This is a genomic window from Pantoea sp. AN62 (assembly GCF_050432985.1).
GTDB lineage: Bacteria > Pseudomonadota > Gammaproteobacteria > Enterobacterales > Enterobacteriaceae > Pantoea > Pantoea brenneri.
Map to the genome: position 1 here is coordinate 1 of NZ_JBNPYB010000019.1, position 18406 is coordinate 18406.

At 52.6% G+C, this 18406-nt stretch carries 14 protein-coding genes and 2 pseudogenes; 6 read left to right on the top strand and 10 right to left on the bottom strand.

The features are described from left to right. Window positions 1–256 precede the first annotated feature (256 nt). The 5 genes and pseudogenes from FHW04_RS19985 to FHW04_RS20005 form a co-directional block, all read right to left on the bottom strand. Window positions 257–945: pseudogene (locus FHW04_RS19985) on the bottom strand (IS3 family transposase); the annotation flags it as partial. A gap of 90 nt (window positions 946–1035) precedes the next feature. After that, window positions 1036–1464, bottom strand: coding sequence for a hypothetical protein (locus FHW04_RS19990; RefSeq protein WP_017384060.1), 429 nt, complete (start codon window positions 1462–1464; stop codon window positions 1036–1038). A gap of 3 nt (window positions 1465–1467) precedes the next feature. Further along, window positions 1468–3585, bottom strand: a complete 2118-nt coding sequence (locus FHW04_RS19995; RefSeq protein ID WP_017384059.1) for a hypothetical protein — start codon at window positions 3583–3585, stop codon at window positions 1468–1470. Further along, window positions 3573–5339 carry a hypothetical protein gene (locus FHW04_RS20000; RefSeq protein ID WP_007897920.1) on the bottom strand — a complete coding sequence of 589 codons (1767 nt, stop codon included), beginning with the start codon at window positions 5337–5339 and terminating at the stop codon, window positions 3573–3575. The genes FHW04_RS19995 and FHW04_RS20000 overlap by 13 nt, the downstream gene beginning before the upstream one ends. Continuing rightward, window positions 5326–6573: a tyrosine-type recombinase/integrase gene (locus tag FHW04_RS20005; RefSeq protein ID WP_007897923.1), complete on the bottom strand. Its 1248-nt coding sequence runs from the start codon at window positions 6571–6573 to the stop codon at window positions 5326–5328. The genes FHW04_RS20000 and FHW04_RS20005 overlap by 14 nt, the downstream gene beginning before the upstream one ends. A 613-nt stretch (window positions 6574–7186) precedes the next feature. Here FHW04_RS20005 and FHW04_RS20010 point away from each other — a divergent pair. The 6 genes and pseudogenes from FHW04_RS20010 to FHW04_RS20035 all read left to right on the top strand — a co-directional run bounded on the left by FHW04_RS20010 (window position 7187) and on the right by FHW04_RS20035 (window position 13778). Then, window positions 7187–7822, top strand: coding sequence for a hypothetical protein (locus FHW04_RS20010; RefSeq protein WP_023279901.1), 636 nt, complete (start codon window positions 7187–7189; stop codon window positions 7820–7822). 158 nt (window positions 7823–7980) lie between these two features. Further along, window positions 7981–8649, top strand: a pseudogene (locus tag FHW04_RS20015) (thiamine pyrophosphate-dependent enzyme); the annotation flags it as partial. Window positions 8650–8672: 23 nt separating this feature from the next. Beyond that, complete coding sequence (locus FHW04_RS20020) at window positions 8673–9446, top strand: (S)-acetoin forming diacetyl reductase (RefSeq protein ID WP_031378216.1); 774 nt, start codon at window positions 8673–8675, stop codon at window positions 9444–9446. 206 nt (window positions 9447–9652) lie between these two features. Further along, the gene (locus FHW04_RS20025) at window positions 9653–11104 is read left to right on the top strand and encodes a flagellin (RefSeq protein ID WP_089562167.1); all 1452 of its coding nucleotides are present in this window, start codon (window positions 9653–9655) and stop codon (window positions 11102–11104) included. Between the two features lie 357 nt (window positions 11105–11461). Continuing rightward, window positions 11462–12775, top strand: a complete 1314-nt coding sequence (locus FHW04_RS20030; protein ID WP_089562168.1) for a CitMHS family transporter — start codon at window positions 11462–11464, stop codon at window positions 12773–12775. 163 nt (window positions 12776–12938) lie between these two features. Next, on the top strand, window positions 12939–13778 hold the full coding sequence (locus FHW04_RS20035; protein ID WP_089562169.1) for an MBL fold metallo-hydrolase: 840 nt from the start codon (window positions 12939–12941) through the stop codon (window positions 13776–13778). A 105-nt stretch (window positions 13779–13883) separates the two neighbouring features. Here FHW04_RS20035 and FHW04_RS20040 read toward each other — a convergent pair whose 3' ends face one another. The 5 genes from FHW04_RS20040 to FHW04_RS20060 form a co-directional block, all read right to left on the bottom strand. Continuing rightward, entirely contained in the window at window positions 13884–14300 is a 417-nt protein-coding gene (locus tag FHW04_RS20040; protein ID WP_031378188.1) for a type II toxin-antitoxin system VapC family toxin, read from the bottom strand. Next, complete coding sequence (gene vapB / locus FHW04_RS20045) at window positions 14297–14527, bottom strand: type II toxin-antitoxin system VapB family antitoxin (RefSeq protein ID WP_031378187.1); 231 nt, start codon at window positions 14525–14527, stop codon at window positions 14297–14299. Before vapB ends, FHW04_RS20040 begins: the two co-directional genes overlap by 4 nt. Window positions 14528–14952: 425 nt before the next feature. Beyond that, a complete protein-coding gene (locus FHW04_RS20050; protein ID WP_089562170.1) occupies window positions 14953–16416 on the bottom strand; it encodes a YsnF/AvaK domain-containing protein in 1464 nt (487 codons plus the stop codon). Window positions 16417–16700: 284 nt separating this feature from the next. Next, window positions 16701–17630: an alpha/beta fold hydrolase gene (locus FHW04_RS20055; RefSeq protein ID WP_089562171.1), complete on the bottom strand. Its 930-nt coding sequence runs from the start codon at window positions 17628–17630 to the stop codon at window positions 16701–16703. Between the two features lie 63 nt (window positions 17631–17693). Then, entirely contained in the window at window positions 17694–18266 is a 573-nt protein-coding gene (locus FHW04_RS20060) for a pyridoxamine 5'-phosphate oxidase family protein (RefSeq protein ID WP_031378131.1), read from the bottom strand. Between the last annotated feature and the right edge of the window lie 140 nt (window positions 18267–18406).

Consider the following 18406-nt stretch of genomic DNA (forward strand, 5'->3'; position numbering starts at 1 on the left):
CATATCTGACACTTTGGTTCCCACTACTTATTTGGTGGACACCACTTTGTCGGATGCTTCAGATTATGACCAGACGGTTCACGCTGTACGCTTACGTACAAAAAGACAGTGCTTTTCCAAATTCCGGACGGTTGTATGCGAAAACGGTGAAGCTCAACAAATGGTGTCATCGCTGTGCAATGCTCTGCGGGCTCATTCTTTCAGTTAACTGTTTGGTTACAGCTTCAATGAAGTATTTCAGTTAATTCACAGCGAGGGTTTGAGGAAACCACGCTGTGATTACCCAACGCTCATCCGGAGCATCCGGATTGAACTGTCGCTGGAGCTTGTTGGGCGACACGATACTGGCCTCGCCTTTACATGCCCTCGGGCTCCGGTATCCGACCTGAGCCTTTATCCCGACACGTTTCATCAGTCGCCAGACTCTGTTCACTCCGCACTGTTGCCCGCTGTCCCGCAGATCCAGATGGATTTTGCGATAACCATAGACGCATCCCGATTCCAGCCAGAACTGTTTAATCTGTCCTGTCAGTCTCAGGTCTGCCTGATGGCGTTGTGAATGCGGCTGCTGAAGCCAGGCGTAAAAACCACTGGGATGTTCATCCAGCACCCGACAGAGCAGGCGAACAGGCCAGCAATAGGTGTTGTCACGAATAAAGGCGTACCTCAGTCGGACAGCTTTGCGAAGTACGCCGCGGCTTTTTTTAATATGTCCCGTTCGTCGGTAACCCGCTTCAGCTCTTTCTGAAGACGGCGGATCTCGGCCTGAGCATCTGACTGTTCTTTATTAGTGGAAGAATCCGGACCGTAGTTCTTTATCCAGGCGTAAAGGCTGTAGGTGGTGATATCGAGACGCGTTGCAACGCTGGCAACAGAATAACCGCGATCAACAACCTGTTTGACTGCTTCAATTTTAAACTCTTCAGGATAACGCTTACCGCTCATGGGCACCTCTCTTTAAGTCATCTTAAATGACTCTGAGGTGTCTGTTAAACCTGTGGCGATTCACCTCGCGTCCTTCCGTTCAGTATAGCCTCAGTCCCTGACACCACCCGAGAACGGAATGACGTCCCCTTTCTCCCTCCCGGTGTTGCGTTCAAGCTCCCTGACATACTGCTGTAAAAGTATAAGGTTATGTAACAGCTCTACATTTTCAGCCATCATCTTTTTGATTTCTTCCCTCAGCTCATTTCTCTGACGGCGATACTTTTCTTTCAGCTTGATCTGCTGCTCAATGCCCTGCTCATCAACCGGCGCGGTGCCCTGGCACGTTTTTTTCAGACTGCGGATAGCCTCCCTGACCTGCCTGTACTCAGGACAGTTATAATTCAGGGTGCCGTTTGCCAGCCCCGCTCGTTTTTCCACAGCATACTGGCTGATACGCTCCCCTGATAACATCAGTTCCCTCAGGGCCTGCTCTGCTCTTGCCTGTGTTTTTTTAACCCCCGACTGTTCGTTCGTCATGCTCTATTCATCCTTTTCAAAAAAACGGACAGCATCTGCATAAAAATCTCTCTCAAGCATCAGAAAATCCCTGTCAGCCTGAGGAGCATTATTTCGCACGGCAATCTCCAGAAGGTTGTCATAATGAGCCATCCTGCGTTTCCACACGGGAACAGAATCAGCTCCGGCCAGCATGTTCTCACATCCCGGATTGCAGGACGCTGACTGAACAACCGCCTTAAACTCGCAGTCATGGCCATTCATGCAATAAAAACCGTTTCCAAGAGATACCAGTTTTTGCCCGCCTCGTTTAGCCATGCTCATCGCTTTTTTCAGTGTAGGAAACGTCATCTGATGTAAGTGCCCACCTCTCTGGGACATCAGTAACTTCCCGCCTTCGCCATAAAGCAGGCCTTCATGCTGATAAGAAACAGCCCTGGAAGCTGAGAGTTCGGTATCAACCCTCTCAATCTCGGCAGCGAATGCCTGAGGGATCGCCCGGCTAAAATGCGAAGCGTTGAGTGCACCGGACATATACCACTCCGTCATGCCTCTGATTAAGTGCTTAAACTGCCGGATAAGATCATTAGTAGAAATCAGATCAAGACGCCTGAGGTGTACAGCAAGTGAACGGCGAAACTGATGGGTTCGCAATGGCCAGAAAGCCCCCTCCCGAATCTCCATCGCAACGCGTTCATCATCACGTATGTTTGGATTTAAAAGCCTGAACTCATCAATATGGTCACGTCGGATGAACAGATGGTGTCTTTTCACAAATTTCTTTGCCCACTCAGTCTGGCGCTGCGTCCCCATAAAAGAGAGTTTTTGCTCCGAGAACCACGACCTGATATTTAAAGACAATGGAACATTGTCCAGCGTCTTCCCGTCCAGGCCTGTCATGATTTGATTAATTCTGCGTAAATGCTGAAAAGGCTTTTCCACATAGCGACAAACAACCCAGTCTTCGTGACTTCCACCTTCCGGGGCGAACTTATGCAACACCGAACGAAGTCCCAGGATATCACCATCATAAATCAGTGAACCGTGCATCACGCCAAGCACTTCGCTGTGTCTCATCCCCGACATGGCCTGTATCACATTCATGACTTTTAACGTCAGCTCAAAATGCCAGGTGTTCAGCTTTATGTGATCAACGCCAATAAAATCAGATCTCCAGCGCTTATTTTTATGTACCGAGAACCAGCCCTGCATCCCGGGGCCAAGTGTCGCGAAAAGCGCCCGAATTTCCCCGGCAACAATATTGTAGTAATACGCGGCCCGGTAATCCGGTATGCTTTTTGCTGTCCCTCTTTTACGGGCTTCCAGCATCGACGTATAGTAAGGCGAATCATAAAAACCGTTTATGATAGCGCACAGCCGGGAAAACCCGTCAAAATCGAAATCACTGATTTCAGCATCCAGTTCAGTAATCAGCCCTTCCCAGACAGACATCATAAGACTGAAAGGCATACAATATGTCTGGTTTGAATCATCCACACTGTTGTAACTGTCGAAGCTAATATCAGGAAAGTAACCGTATTTTCGAAGACGGGTATGACCTGTCAGCGAGATATCCGCCAGGTCCATAAAGTAATTACGTAATGTTCTTTCAGAACGCTTCCTGCCGTGCTCATCCTCCTCCTTCATCTTTACAATGAAAGCATTCCGGACAAGCGGAAAACGAAGCTGAAACAGACTGCGATACCCCATAGACTCAATAATACGGGCTCCCGCCACAATGTTTGCACATTTCCGGATCAGGGACTGCGTCTTCGCGGTCCTGCCGACAATCCAGAGCAGGCTGGCTGAGATGATTTTGGCTTCAAGACGCAGTTCAGGATCCCGTATGCCTGAAAAATTAACGGTTCTTAACGTTTCACCAATATGGGTTCTGACATAGCGATTGGTCCAGACATCATCCCTGAAATAAATATTCAGCGTCTCCTCATTGATAAAACGCATATCATGTTCATCTGAGCTGGCGATAACCAGGCAGTTATTCAGACGTTCAAAGCTTTTGTTTTCTAGTGCCTCACAGATGATATCCTCAGTCGGAAACTCATCCCCTGAACGAAGCGGCGTTCCGGCAGGAAACTCCGCCATTCGACTACGGCTTACCTCTTTTTTCTTCAAATCTGCCATACCGGAGCCACACCTTCTCGCTGAAGTTTAACGCGCGCTTTTTTCAGGGTCGCCTCATCTACCAGCCCAAGCCGTAAATCAATCTTCAGGAGTAACGTTTCATAACGCTCCACAGCATTGACCGAACCGATGTACAACGGTTTTCCATACTCGATAGCATGCCTGAATGACAGCAGGAGCCATACAGACTCCAGCGTTTCCACAACGCAACTTTTTGAACATTCGACACAATGAGAAAAATCCGCACAAGCCTTTGGTGTCCGGCCAAATCGTTTTTGCTTTTTTATAAAGCGCAATTCAATATCTGTAGGCGGCTCCTGCGATCGACATCCCAGGCCATTCAATAAAAGATCCACACCCTCATCGCTTCCACGCAGATCGATCCCCAGCTCATCAGCAACTTTTACCCGCTCGGATAACGCACGTGTCGCAATCCCCTGATTCATAAGCGTATCAAGTGCAGCACTGAAGTTTTCCTTCGCCCCCTGTGGGTTACCTGCAGCATAATTCCGCCTGTAAGTGCCCCAGTTATGCTGTGCTTTTTCCGCCGTAATCAGACCATTCTTTAATGTTCTGTCCGTATACTGCTCAGACGTTTTGCGCAAGCCAGAAACGGTAATTGATGGAAGCGAGGGATTAAGCTGCCGCATCGTGGCCCACGCCCCCTCAGAGTTAGAAAATTTAGTCAGATGACTGGGATTAAGAGAATAAAGCTTACGGAATTTCACCTGCGGCTCACTCAGAAACAGCGCCTGTACCGGAGGGAAGTTATCTGCGGAAACCAGATAGTTAACGATGTCGTCCCTGAGCCTGATAAAAGACAGAAACCAGTAATAGCCCGCACGTTTGGTCACATACTCCGATTTACCTATCGTCAGACGTATATACTTATTCGCTCTCCCCTTATAAACATAATCAGTGCTGATACCCTTTTCATCCAGATGTATATCATCCCGCGTCAGACCCAGAACCTGAGAGGTGTTTCCCCATGTGTGGTAACAGAACAGAAAAAAAGAAGTAAGAAAGTAATTTTCCAGAACGTCCCTGATGATGATCTCTGCCCTGCTGACCCCGTTCTCTCCCGGATACCGGAAATACGCTTCATAAACAGGTGCCAGCAAAGACGGTGAGAAATGCCGCACCCCTTTTTCCGATTTAGCGATATGCTCCCGGATACATCCCGCAAGGAACTCATTCATGGATGACAACTGCCTCAGGATCTCGGAAAGTTCATTCCTGGTATAGCTATCCCTTCCCTGCTGCTGATACGTTCCTTTCGGTAAGAATTCATATTCATACCGCCTCTGAATCTGCCCGCCCGTAAGCAAAAACCGGTTGACCACGGACAAGTAGTGTCTTGCCATCCTGACTGAAATTTTTCGCCGACGAATATCGTTCATGAGATGTTTAATATACATTTCAACGCCTTCAGCCGTGCCATAGTCATACTGATTGACTGACTGCCATATAAAAAACATATTGAGATAACGGAAAATGGTTAACCTTCCGGCGGGACGGTAAGACAGAAGAAATCGTTTCAGAGAGGCAATAAAATCGCGTTTTTCAGGGCGGGCAAGATGCGAATGTTCACTAAACCATCCGGGGAGCAACACATAATCTGAAAAATGAGCCTGAAGATAAACGTCAAGTAAATAATATCGGTTCAGATCCCGCTGAGTGATGTGTCCGCTGACCGTCTCCCATGACAGCACATTTTCGGCCATCCACGTTATCTGCGTTTCACTCCGGCTCATATATGGCTCCATCGCGACCTGCAGCACCGTCAATCAATGCGTCCATGACCCCGGCGACTGCATCAGAAATCTGGTTTTGCTGAAGAAAGACGATGTATTTCATCGTCGTATTTTCGCTTTTATGGCCCATCCAGTATTTTACTGTACCCAGCGCATTTGCGGCCTGATCGGGATAGCAACTCAGTGCCGAGCGTAAAAAATGGGTCGCAAACGTTGCCCGCAAATCATGGGGTTTATGTCTGAACACATTTCCCGGAGCAGACCGGGCCAGGCGATGGCGAAAACTGTACCAGCGGGAGTAAAAGGCTTTTTCAGACATCCGTTTCCCGTTTGCCATTAAAAATAAAGGCTCGTGCCGCCCTTCCCCACCCTGTCGTGCACGCCATTTTTGGATCTTCTTTTCATACTCCTCATCCGCCAGATAATCCAGAACCTGCTCGTACAATCGTCTGGTGATGAAGAGTTCTCGCGTCATCCCAAACTTCGTATGAACTCCGCATCTCGGACCAATATGAAGCCCCCTGATGGTCAACTCAGATACAGGGACACTGGCAAGGTACTCTTCAGTAAAGAGTGACGACGGCAGGGTCAGCATTTCATCCAGCCGTAACCCACAATTTTTCATCAGCACAATCATTAAACTGAACAACCCGGACTCAGATTTCAGTGCCTCATCCAGGATATGAACCTCTGCATCATTCAGTGGGTTGATTGTCCTTTTTGTTGTGCTGGTTATCCTGATGGCAAGATCCGAACTTATCACCTTGCGTCGCCCGTCAACGACTTTTTCGACCAACGTAAAAAATGAGCTGGCAGCCAGCTCACCACACTTGCCCAGAAATACGTAAAACCGTCGGATAACGCTGATGTACACCGCCGCGGTGGATGAGGCGATGCGCCCCTGCCTTACGGCCCCCAGAAGATACTCCCTGAAGCCATATGTAGGGCTTTGGTATTTCAACGTTCCCGGGGTGAAAGGGTCAAGTCCGTTATCCTCCAGCCACCTTATCCAGCGTAAAAATGCCCGGGCTAAAGGCTTTAAATCCCTGGCCTGCAGGATAGCTTTATCCATAAGATAAAAGTGTACATATCGGCTCAGTTTTCGATTCTGGATGCCGCTAATATAAGGTATTTCAGCATACAGAAATCCGGGTTCAAATTTCAGTTTCGGCTCTGTTGCATCCAGTTTGCTGACACGCCCATAACGCGCATGAATGTTAGTGATTATCCTCACAGTCTGTCGCCCTGAAACGCCACCTCATGCCTACACTATAAATCCGGAAGAAGAAAAAACAAACAACCAGGTTGCCGGGAGTGAATATGCAAATCAGGAGGAAAGTAAAAGATGTAACGACACCATCACGATGCAATACATTGACCTCAACACGTTACCCGGACCATACGTGATAAACATCACAAATCCTTTGAGTGAAGAACTTAAGATGTGATTTTCATTTCCCGGCACAAACCGTGCCCTTAAAAAACAGGCAACGGATACATCTTAATGCCAGAAGTAAACCTTAATTGATTGAATACAGCCTGAGTCCATTGCAAAAATAACACACAGGGTAAATTCGCATATACAGAACCCAACGAAAAGCAAAAGAAACCTGTAACACATTTCGTTTACCTGTCACTTTCAATTGTAAAAGCCAGCAGAAAAAGCGCATATAACTATATTTATCCCTGCGGGGACTTTTGTTTGTGCTATATATTTTTTACAGAGAACCGCAACGCGTCCAAACACAAGAATATATTTACCTCTGGAAAATGGTCTGACTCCCTTTCACGTGGTTGTAGTGACCTGTTCTGTGATTCATGTAATGTCTTTTCTGGATGAGGAAAATATGTCATCACTGATATTTTATACAGACGAAGCACAAGCACTGATTGTAACAGATACCCTTGCCGTCACCGATAATGGGGAGCCGTTATCTTTTGTTTCCAAAGCAGGTTACATCCCCCAGCTAAGAACCATCATAGCAGGTACGGGGGCAGGTGGATTTTCTAACACCTGGTTGCTTGAAGCATCAACCAGAATGGTCGTATCAGGTATACAAAATCTCAATTATCATACATCGGCCTGTCTAAGGAGGCTGTGGAAACAATACAAGCATGACCATGCAATTCCCTCTTCTTCAACGGTGACAACCAGTGTTTATCAGTTCGCAATTTGCGAGGAAACAGGAAATATCGTTTCGTTCGCCTATCGCTCAGTCCATGATTTCGAATCAGAGCAATTACAATACGGAACAGGAGTAAAACCTGAGTGCCAAATCCTGGATGGGGATTTGTTGCAGACAATTCCTGTAATGATGAATGAACAAAGGGCTATACAGGCGACATACTCACACCCGGAACGGATCCATATTGGCGGTGAGATGATTGCGCATTATCTGACATCATCTATGTATCAATGCTTTAAGATTGGGGAATTTGAGGATTTCAGAACTCAGGGAGAGTATATATTGAGCAGGATTTAGGCAAAACGCGGTTCAGATAAAGTGCTTTTAACAGGCTTGCTGAACATTAAAAGGATATCTCTCAATTACGATGAATAGCTTGAATTCTAAAAATAGAAAAGTAGAGTTTAACTCTAAATACATAAAAACAAGAGTAACTGGCAAGCCGGATCACGGCACCGCTTCAGCTCAGCCCGGAAGCGGCCAGCGTGCTGGAAGATCGGCAACATCAGCGCAAATTACTGGCGATGCAGGGTGCCAGCCTTAATCAGTTTGCTCTGCACCCGTTACGCATCGTGCGCGCCATGCAGGACATCATTAACAGTGACGTCAGCCTGACCGTCGATATGGGCAGCTTCCACATCTGGATCGCCCGCTATCTCTACAGCTTCCGCGCCCGCCAGATCATGATCTCCAACGGTCAGCAGACCATGGGCGTGGCGCTGCCGTGGGCGATTGGTGCCTGGCTGGTCGACCCGCAGCGCAAAGTGGTGTCGGTATCGGGCGACGGCGGTTTCCTGCAGTCCAGCATGGAGCTGGAAACCGCGGTACGGCTGCAAGCCAATATTCTGCACATTGTCTGGGTCGACAACGCCTACAACATGGTGGCGATGCAGGAACAGAAAAAATACCAGCGCGTCTCCGGGGTGAATTTTGGCCCGATCGATTTCAAAGTCTACGCCGAAGCGTTTGGTGCCGCCGGTTTTGCAGTCAACAGTGCGGCAGAACTTGAACCGACCCTGCGTAAGGCGATGGATGTTCAGGGCCCTGCCGTGGTGGCGGTACCGGTCGATTATGCCGACAACCCTCTGCTGATGGGCCAGCTGCATCTGAGCCAGCTTCTTTAATTTCAACCTGAAAGGATATGATGATGAAAACCAACGTAGCGTTTGTTACCGGTGCAGGACAGGGAATAGGTGAAGCTATCGCCCTGCGGCTGGCCCGGGACGGTTTTGCCGTGGCCGTGGCCGATTTCAATCCTGACACTGCCCACCAGGTGGCAGAAAAGATCATTCAGAGTGGCGGTAAAGCGGTGGCGCTGAAAGTTGATGTCTCCCAGCGTGATCAGGTGATGCATGCGGTTGAGGAGGCTCGTCAGGCGCTGGGCGGCTTCGATGTCATCGTCAATAATGCCGGCATCGCGCCCTCCACACCGATCGCCGGGATCACCGAAGAGGTGGTGGATAAAGTCTACAACGTCAACGTGAAAGGGGTGATCTGGGGCATGCAGGCCGCCATCAAGGCGTTCGCCGCGGAAGGACACGGCGGTAAAATCATCAACGCCTGTTCACAGGCTGGCCATGTCGGTAACCCGGAACTGGCCGTTTACAGCTCCAGTAAGTTCGCGGTACGGGGCCTGACCCAGACAGCGGCCCGAGACCTGGCTCCGTCAGGCATCACGGTTAACGCCTACTGCCCTGGCATTGTCAGAACACCGATGTGGGATGAGATTGACCGGCAGATCTCCGATGCGGCCGGTCAGCCCGCCGGTTATGGCACCCGTGAGTTTGCCAAACGCATCACCCTTGGACGCCTCTCCGAGCCGGAAGATGTGGCGGCCTGTGTCGCCTACCTCGCCGGTCCCGACTCCGATTACATGACCGGACAGGCGTTACTGATTGACGGCGGCATGGTGTTTAACTGATTGCCGCATCGCCCTCCCCTGCTGCGCCCGCGCGTAGCAGGCTTTCCCCTTGCTGAATCGTTAAATTTTTTTATCAAAAAAGCCCACTGCCTTCAGCCACTTGCCCGTACGACCGCTATAACAGCCACAATATGCGTCTTCGCAGGTTAAAGCTGCTAATCGTCATGCCGATAAAACACAGACCCTACTCCCTGTTCGAAGCGACTATGTTAACGATCAACCATAACGAAACCGCCGCATTTACGAACAATATGCGGTACAGCACTGAGTCAGTTCTGGGAAGAACGATTGAACGGTTATCATCAGGGATGCGGATAAACAGTGCCAAAGACGATGCAGCGGGCCAGGCGATTGCCAACCGCATGACGGCCAACATTGGCGCCGATAGTGTGGTCGCCCGCGGCCTGAACGATGCCATCAGCTATGCCCAGACGGCAGGCGGTGGCCTGGGCAGCATAGCGGACCTGTTGATTCGGGCTAAAACGCTCTCTATCCAGGCCGCGACCGGTACGCTGTCGGATGCCGACCGCCAGAGCGTCAACGGCGAATACCAGCAGATTCTGGCCGGCATTAACCAGATTGCCGACCAGACGGAGATTTTCGGTAAATACCCGTTAGCCACTAACGATCCGGACCTGCCGCCAGCGCTGCTCGGCAACGTCCAGCCGATCAACACCAAATTCCCGGTTGCGGGAAAGAGCTATTCGTTTACTTCCGGGGTGATCCCGCTGGCCTATATCCCGGCCGGCTCGACCGCCATCACCATCTCCATTGACTCACTGGGTCAGGATGATGATCTGCAGCTGTTTACCCGCGACGGTAAGCATCTGGCCGGCACCCCGATTGACGGCAGCGCGCCCGATTATACCTGGATGAGTAAAGGCATCACCGATGACGCCACCGCGCAGTCTCGCCTGCTGACCAGTAACAACGGCTTCGCCAGCGGCGCGGCCTATGACGGTTCGCAGCTGCTGGAAGGCGGAGCCAGCTGGTCGCTGGCTGGCAGTAACAGTGGCAGCTATAACGGGATGAATATCACCTACAGTGGTGACGGCGATCGCTATGAAGATGTCGCCAGCGGCGATTTCAACAACGGCACCAATACCGGCACCCGGCTGGAGCGCATTACGCTGGATACCGTCAGCGAAGATCTGATTGTGGTGGTGGTCGGCAATGGTTCATTCACCAGTAACCTGACCTGGGGAAATCTGCCTGAGCCAAAAGCGAGTCCGGTTACGCCGCCGCATCAGAGCGAGCCATTAGAAGTGATCACCAGCGCCGACTTCGGTCAGCCGATACAGTCTGATCATATTCCGGCTACGCCGTCGGATACCAAAGCGCTCGGGCTGAATAACACTACTCTGCTGACACCGGGTGATATCAGCAGCACCATGCACGCGCTGGATAGCGCGCTGGACAAAGTCAGCCGCTATCAGTCGACCTATGGCGCGAAAATAAATCGCTATGAGTCCAACCGCACGGTGCTGTCTCAGCAGAGCGTGGATACCTCGACGGCCCGCAGTCGGATTCAGGATGCTGACTATGCAGAGGAAGCCAGCCAGCTGGCGCGCAGTCAGATCCTTCAGCAGGGCCAGAATGCGGTCATGAAAATGGCGAATAAGTCGCCTGAATTGATCATGCAATTGTTAGGCAGTTAACGTCGTTACTCTCCACCTGATAGCTGAGCTTTCCGGCTCAGCTATGCTGCCGTTCCCTCTCCCGTCATCCAGACACTCACCCGTTGCTTTGCGCCTTCTCTGGCCCTGAAAAGCCGGTAAATCGTGCGCCTCAGTTGATCGCAATCACACAATCTCGTTTAACAACCGTTTAATAACGATCGGGATCACTCTTTTTTGTTAAATAAATGCTAAATCCTGATAACTAATTATTATCATCTTTAGGTGCAGGGTTAATTAAAACAACAGGTTAACCATTAATGCGCTAAGTATAACGTGAGTTTTTATCGCACTACGTAACTTTTCTATTACTTTTTAGCCATGACGAGGGCCATTAATTTGCTGACCATACTGGGATTTTCGATGGTTGTTTGCTTCATGTATCTGATCATGACCAAACGCATGTCAGCCTTGATTGCGCTGATCCTGATCCCGACCCTGTTTGCGCTGATTGGCGGCTTTTATCAGGGCCTGGGCACCATGATGCTGGACGGTGTCAAAACGCTGGCCCCGACCGGCGTGATGCTCACTTTCTCTATTCTCTATTTCGGGCTGATGATTGATGCCGGCCTGTTCGATCCGCTGGTGCGCTTTATCCTGAAAATCGTGCGCGGCGATCCGCTCAAGGTGCTGGTCGGTACCGCGGTGCTGACCTTACTGGTCTCACTGGATGGCGACAGCTCCACCACCTACATGATCGCTATCGCCGCCTTCTTACCGCTCTATCAGCGGCTTGGCATGAACGTGCTGGCGATGACCTGCCTGGTCAACCTGGCCAGCGGTATTATGAACCTTTCGCCGTGGGGCGGACCGACGGCGCGCGCCGCAGCCGCACTGCGCATTGATGCGCTCGATATCTTCATTCCGATGCTGCCCGCGATGTTGATGGCCTGCATGAGCCTGGTGGCGATGGCGGTGCTGTTTGGCCTGCGTGAACGTAAGCGTTTAGGCGTGATGACCCTGAAAGATCACCATCTGGATAATATCGAACTGGGGCTGGGTGATGCCGAAGAGTGTGCCGCTAATCGCCGACCGAAAATGTTCTGGCCTAATTGCATCCTGACCACCGTGCTGCTGGTGCTGCTGGTGATTGGCTTGATGCCGATCCAGATCCTGTTCATGCTGGCGTTTGCGGTTGCGGTGATGCTCAACTATCCGTCGCTGGAAGAGCAGAAAGCGCGTATTGGTGCCCATGCCGGTAACGTGCTGGCAGTCACCGCGCTGATTTTTGCCGCTGGCGTGTTCACCGGCATTCTCTCCGGCACCGGCATGGTCGATGCGATGGCGAAGAGCCTGCTGGCGGTGATCCCGCACAGCTTTGGGCCTTATCTGGCGCTATTCACTGCGCTGGTCAGCCTGCCCTTCACCTTCTTCATGTCCAATGACGCGTTCTACTTCGGTATCCTGCCGGTTATCGCCCAGACCGCCGCCAGTTACGGCATTTCAGCAGAAGAAATCGCCCGCGCGTCGATTGTCGGACAGCCGTTCCACCTGCTCAGTCCGCTGGTGCCGTCGGTCTACCTGCTGGTCGGACTGGCGAAAGTTGATATCGGCGATCACCAGCGCTTTGCGATTAAGTGGGGGATTCTGGTCAGCCTGGTGCTGATAGCTGGCGGTCTCCTGACCGGCGCATTCCCGCTGTTCCACCGCTAAATCACAGATTTCTGGCGGATAACCGGCAATTTTGCCCGGTTATCCGCTGCACCGCTCCGCCTACTGCGTCATCCCTTTCTACACTCTAAAGCCAGACAGACGTGCCACGCGCCAGGCTGGCCGGGCCGCGTCGTATCTTGTGTATTGACCTTATGGAGGCCAGATGAAAATTCACCACCTCAACTGTGGCTGTATGTGCCCGCTGGGCGGCGCGCTCTATGACGGATTCAGCAAAGGCCTGACGGCCCAGCTGGTGTGCCACTGCCTGCTGATTGAGACCGACCGCGAAGGTCTGGTGCTGGTCGATACCGGGTTTGGCCGTCAGGATATGCGGGCACCCGGCAGCCGCTTGTCCGGTTTTTTCCGCGCCATGAATAACATTCAGCGCCGCGATGAGCTGACCGCGCTGGCACAGATTACCGCGCTGGGTTTCAGGGCTGAGGATGTGCGCCACATTATTCTGACCCATCTCGATTTTGATCACGCTGGCGGCTTAACGGACTTCCCGCAGGCGCGCATTCATCTGCTTCAGCAAGAGGTTGATACTGCTCATCAGCGGCATAGCTGGCTGTCGCGTGAGCGCTATCGTCCCGGCCAGTGGGGCGGGATCAGCAACTGGGAAACCTATCAGCCGCAGGGGGAAAAGTGGTTTGGCTTTGAGGCAGTGCACGGATTGCGCGATCTGCCGCCGGAAATTTTGCTGGTGCCGCTGGCGGGACATACGCCTGGCCATGCCGGTATCGCGATTCAGCAACCTGATGGCTGGCTGTTGCACGGCGGTGACGCCTGGTTTTATCGCGGTGAAATGCGCCAGCCGACGCGCCACTGCACGCCGGGGCTGCGTTTTTACCAGTGGATGATGGCGATGGATAACGCGGCACGCCGGCATAATCAGCAGCGGCTGCGCGAACTTTCCTGCCAGCGTGGCGGCGAGATCACCTTTTTCTGCAGTCACGATGCGCGCGAACTGGACGCGTTGCGGGTTAACGCCCCGCTGCGCTAAGAGCAAACCAATTATTGTATTGATCAGGTTGGCCAGCAGACTGAGCCGGATAAAGCCCGCTATTTATCCACGGAGCGATTAAATAGCGGGCTGGAAAACCCATGCTTACTTCACCCAGTCTTCGAACACCAGGCCCGGTACCCGCTCAAACTCCCTGACATTATTGGTCACCAGAATGGCCCCTGTCGCAATCGCGTGTCCGGCAATGGCGGTATCGTTAGGGCCGATTGGCGTTCCGGCCGAAGCCAGTGCCGCTTTAATTTCCGCAGTGGCGTCCACCGCTGCCCGATCCCACGGCAGGATTGCATCAAGGCGGGCGCAGAAGGCATCAACCAGCTTTCCATGGCGCGGAGAAGCGTTTTTCCCGATCGCCCCGAAACGCATTTCGGCATAGGTAATCGCCGATACCACGATACGATGATTACGCAGCACCGCCTGCTCCAGACGTCTGATCACCGCTTCCGGCTGCTCGCGCATAATGAACGAACAGATGCAGGTGTCCAGCATGTAAGTCTTACTCATAAGTCAACGCGGCCTTCATCACTGATAACGTCTTCACGCTCTGTCATAAAGTCAGGGTCCGCTTTCTCTTCCTGAATAAATGAGCCCCATGTTGGACGTACCGGGCGAAGAATGATGCTGTCGCCTTCACGGATGATCTCCAGTTCGCTCACCCCCTCAAAGTCCATATCACGCGGCAAACGGATGGCGCGATTATTGCCATTTTTAAATACTGATACGGTTCGCATGATTTTTCTCCCATAGAGTAAATGCTGTACAAAGCGGGTGCATCAATACCAGCAAGCACCCCAAGCATAGGCAAAGTATATGCAGATGCAAAGCATATGTATAGCTGGCACACCTGCAGATTGCAGACACCACCGGAACGCTTTATTGGTAAGGGAAGAGTGGGTGCAGGCAGACAAGCTTTCCTCATGGCAAAGAACTGTCTGAAATCAGATCAGCGGCTGCCGGAAAATACAACAGCCAGAATAGCTTAGTGAGCCTGCCAGCCTTGCTGAACGGGCGCGAGGCCAGATGCTATCGCGGGGTAATTTTTGTCGTCATGCGCGAACTGGACGCGTTGCGGGTTAACGCCCCGCTGCGCTGAAGGCAAAAAAATGCCCGTATTCACTAATACGGGCAGTGGATTAAGCCGGATACAGCCGCAGCCTTATGGCTTTTTGAATTTGTCTTCAACCTTATCTTTGGCTTCGGCAATTTTATCGCCTGCCTTCTCGATTACGCCCTCTTTATGCGCTGGATCCCGGCCAGAGAGGCCACCCGGCGATACAGCCGGACTGTCGTGACCGGTGCGGGCCTGCTGCGTAGCGTCGAGCAGCGGATCGGTCGCAGTGCGGTTGCCGGCCACGTTATCCGTGCTGGCACGGTCAATATCCACTTCCTGGCGACGTACCGAGTCATTGATGGTTTCAACCCGATCGCTTTGCTCTTTACGCAACACCACTTCTTCAATGATTTGCGCGGTTTTATTCACCACCGGTTGTTCATGGGTCTCTTCAACTTCGATGGTTTTTTCCGACCAGTCGACCTGATCCGGCGCGCCGGTTTCGCTCAGCGGACGGCGGAAAATCTCCGCATGCTGCTCACGCAGCGACACATTTTCTGACACCTGATCGGTGACCGTGTAGCGGCGTACCCGGGTTGAGCCTTCGCTGACCAGGCGTTTTCCCACTTCCAGTCGCTCTTCGGCCAGACGCAGCACGTCTTCTTCACTTTCATCGCCGGTCAGCGAAGGACGTACGGTCGCGCTATGGGCCGGATTGCCGGTGAGATCGCTGCCCGGCGTCGGTTGATTCAGCGAGGCACCCGGTGCGGTGGTCAGGCCATCATCGGCGGCGTAATCTTCCGGCAGGGCGGCGCTGCGCTCGGTGAGCTCTTCATGTGCATCAAGAATGCCCAGTGCCCGCGGCAACTGATCTTCATCTGCACGCAGCGACAGCACCACGCCGCCAGTCCGCATCGCATCTTCATAGACTTCTGCCTGATCTTCTTCCAGCGTATTGCCGAACAGACGCTGCCAGAAGCCAGGATGACGCGCTTCCTGACCTTCAGTACGCAGGCGCTCTCCGGAAATAATATCAATGTCATCGTCCAGGAAGCCCGCTTTGATCAGGTTGCGCTTTGCGCCTTCTGCCAGTGAGACATTGCTGAACATCGTTACGATTGTTTCACGCGCCATAGTTTTCTCCTCGGTGATGGGTTCAGACTGTTTTGGTTGCTGATGTCTGTCTATCTGAGCGTGCTGTTTTTTCAGGGTGACCACCTGTTCCAGCGGAACCTGGTTAACCACTTTGCGGATATGCAGTTCCTCTTTCAGCACCAGCCGGCGGATAATCTCAACTTCCTCTTCAACCACAGGAATGATGATCACGCCGTTTTCTTCGCGGATTTCCGGCATTGACGTCAGCCGTTCCGATTTAGGGACTCGCTCTATTTCGGCTGTCTGCTGCCTGAGTAACAGGGCGATTTTTTCTTCATGCTCCGTCACCCGCCGGGTAACCCGGACATGGCCGTCACTGACCTGCTGCTTCGAAATCTCAAGCTGCTCTTCCGCCAGCCTGAGTCGCTGGTCATTTTCCCCTGCCTCCGGTTTTTCAGGCGGTCGATCGTTCATGGTTAACCTGCCCGTAGTCCTGAGAAAGTTATGCTGGGATAAGCGTGCAGAGAAATAATGGTGACTTTTCCTGTCATGAAGCATAAGTGACTGCTTCATGAGAATTTAAAGCCTGGCACAAGCGAAGCTAAAAGATAGGAAATAGCGTAAAAAGATGGAAATATGAGGATAACGTGGCGCTAAAATCCGTTAAGCGATGCGGCAGATAAAAAAATGCCAGCGCAGCGGCTGGCAGTGAATATGACATCATTAACGGTGGCTCGCCCCGGCTGTGGGGTTGCGGATTAATCAGGCTGTTTTTCTTCGGCAGAGGTCAGGAAAGCCTGCAGTTCCGCCAGCAATGCTGATGGCACCTCTTCCTGCGGCGAATGGCCGCACGGTAACGCCCGCCCCCGAATATGTGAGGCTTTGTCAGCCCAGGTTTGCGGCACATCATACAGCTGGCCGACCGTGCCCTGCTCTCCCCACAGTAACAGCAGCGGGCAGCGGATTCGCTCTCCTGCGCTGGCAGCATCATCCTCTAAATCTATCGTCGCACTGGCGCGATAATCCTCACACACCGCGTGCACCATCGCCGGATGCTGATAGCAGCGCAGGTAATCTTTCAGAATCGCTTCAGGCGTAGCATCAGCGACTTTAAGTTGCGCCCGGATATGCTGACGCAGGAAGAATTCGGTATTTGATCCGATCAGCGTTTCCGGTAATGGCTCAGGCTGAATCAGAAAAAACCACCAGAAATAGCGGGTGGCGAATTCCCTGTCTGTCTGCTGGTACATGGTGGCTGTCGGTGCAATATCGATAAAGGTACAGGCGCTGACGCGATCCGGATAATCGAGCGCCAGCCGATGGCCTACCCTGGCTCCCCGATCGTGTCCGACAAAAGCAAAGCGCGGGTGGCCAAGCGCAGTCATCAGCAGCGCAATATCCTGCGCCATCGCCCGTTTTGAATAGGGCCGGTGCTGCGCATCGCTGGCCGGTTTATCACTGTCGCCATAGCCGCGCAGATCGGGCAGCACCACGGTGTAATGCTGCGCCAGCACTGGTGCCACCTTATGCCAGCAGAGGTGATTCTGCGGATGACCATGCAGCATCACCAGCGCCGGCCCGCTGCCGCCAGTGGCGACGCGCAGCGTGATGCCGTTATCCAGCGTGACATCCTGCAACTGGAAACCCTGAATAAACGGGGACGGACCCCGATTGCTGATTGAACCCACCCTGACCTCGTCGTTTCAAAAAAGTCTGTTCAGTCAGTGTAGACCGGGATTAAACCCGTCTGCTCAGGGGGTGATCTGCTGGCCACTGACCAACGCACCGTCAGTGGCGTAGATCAGCAGCGCCCGCTGATTGTTCTCCCGGTGTAACTGATACCAGTCCAGCGCACTGACCCGCATCACCACTACGCCGAAATGCTGCCTGCCGGCATCGTCATCCGCTGGGGGCACTGCAGCCTGCTCATCACTGTCAGACACCTCGCCCGGCGGGCCGCCGGTGTAGGTGCTGCGGGTCCGCGCCGGTAACCGGGACCACGCAGCATCCGCAATATCGCTCTCCCCGGCATACAGTCCGACCTCTCCCTGCAGGCGCAACTGCAGCCGGGTCTGCAGGGCATATCCCAGCACCGTCACCTGCGGATTCGCGCTCATCTCCTGCCACTTCGGACTGCGGAGATCGGTATGAAAGGTCAGGGTGCGCAGGCGGCTATCAACCTGACGTAAAACCACGGTACGCGCCTGTGGCCGACTGGCGGCATCAACCGTACACAGCGTCAGGTAGCGGAATTCCGCCTGCGGATCAGCGGCAGCATCGCTCAGTGTGGTCCAGGCAGAGGCGTCAATCTGTTTCAGATCCATCCGTTTTGCTCTCTCAGTGGCAAGGGGGGCGGCTCAAGCGTAGCAGTGAAGCCACGGCTTCACCTGTCAGCGCGCTAATGTCAGCAAAAAAAAGCCCCCGCAGGCGAGACCGACGGGGGCGTGATTTTACAGATTAACGC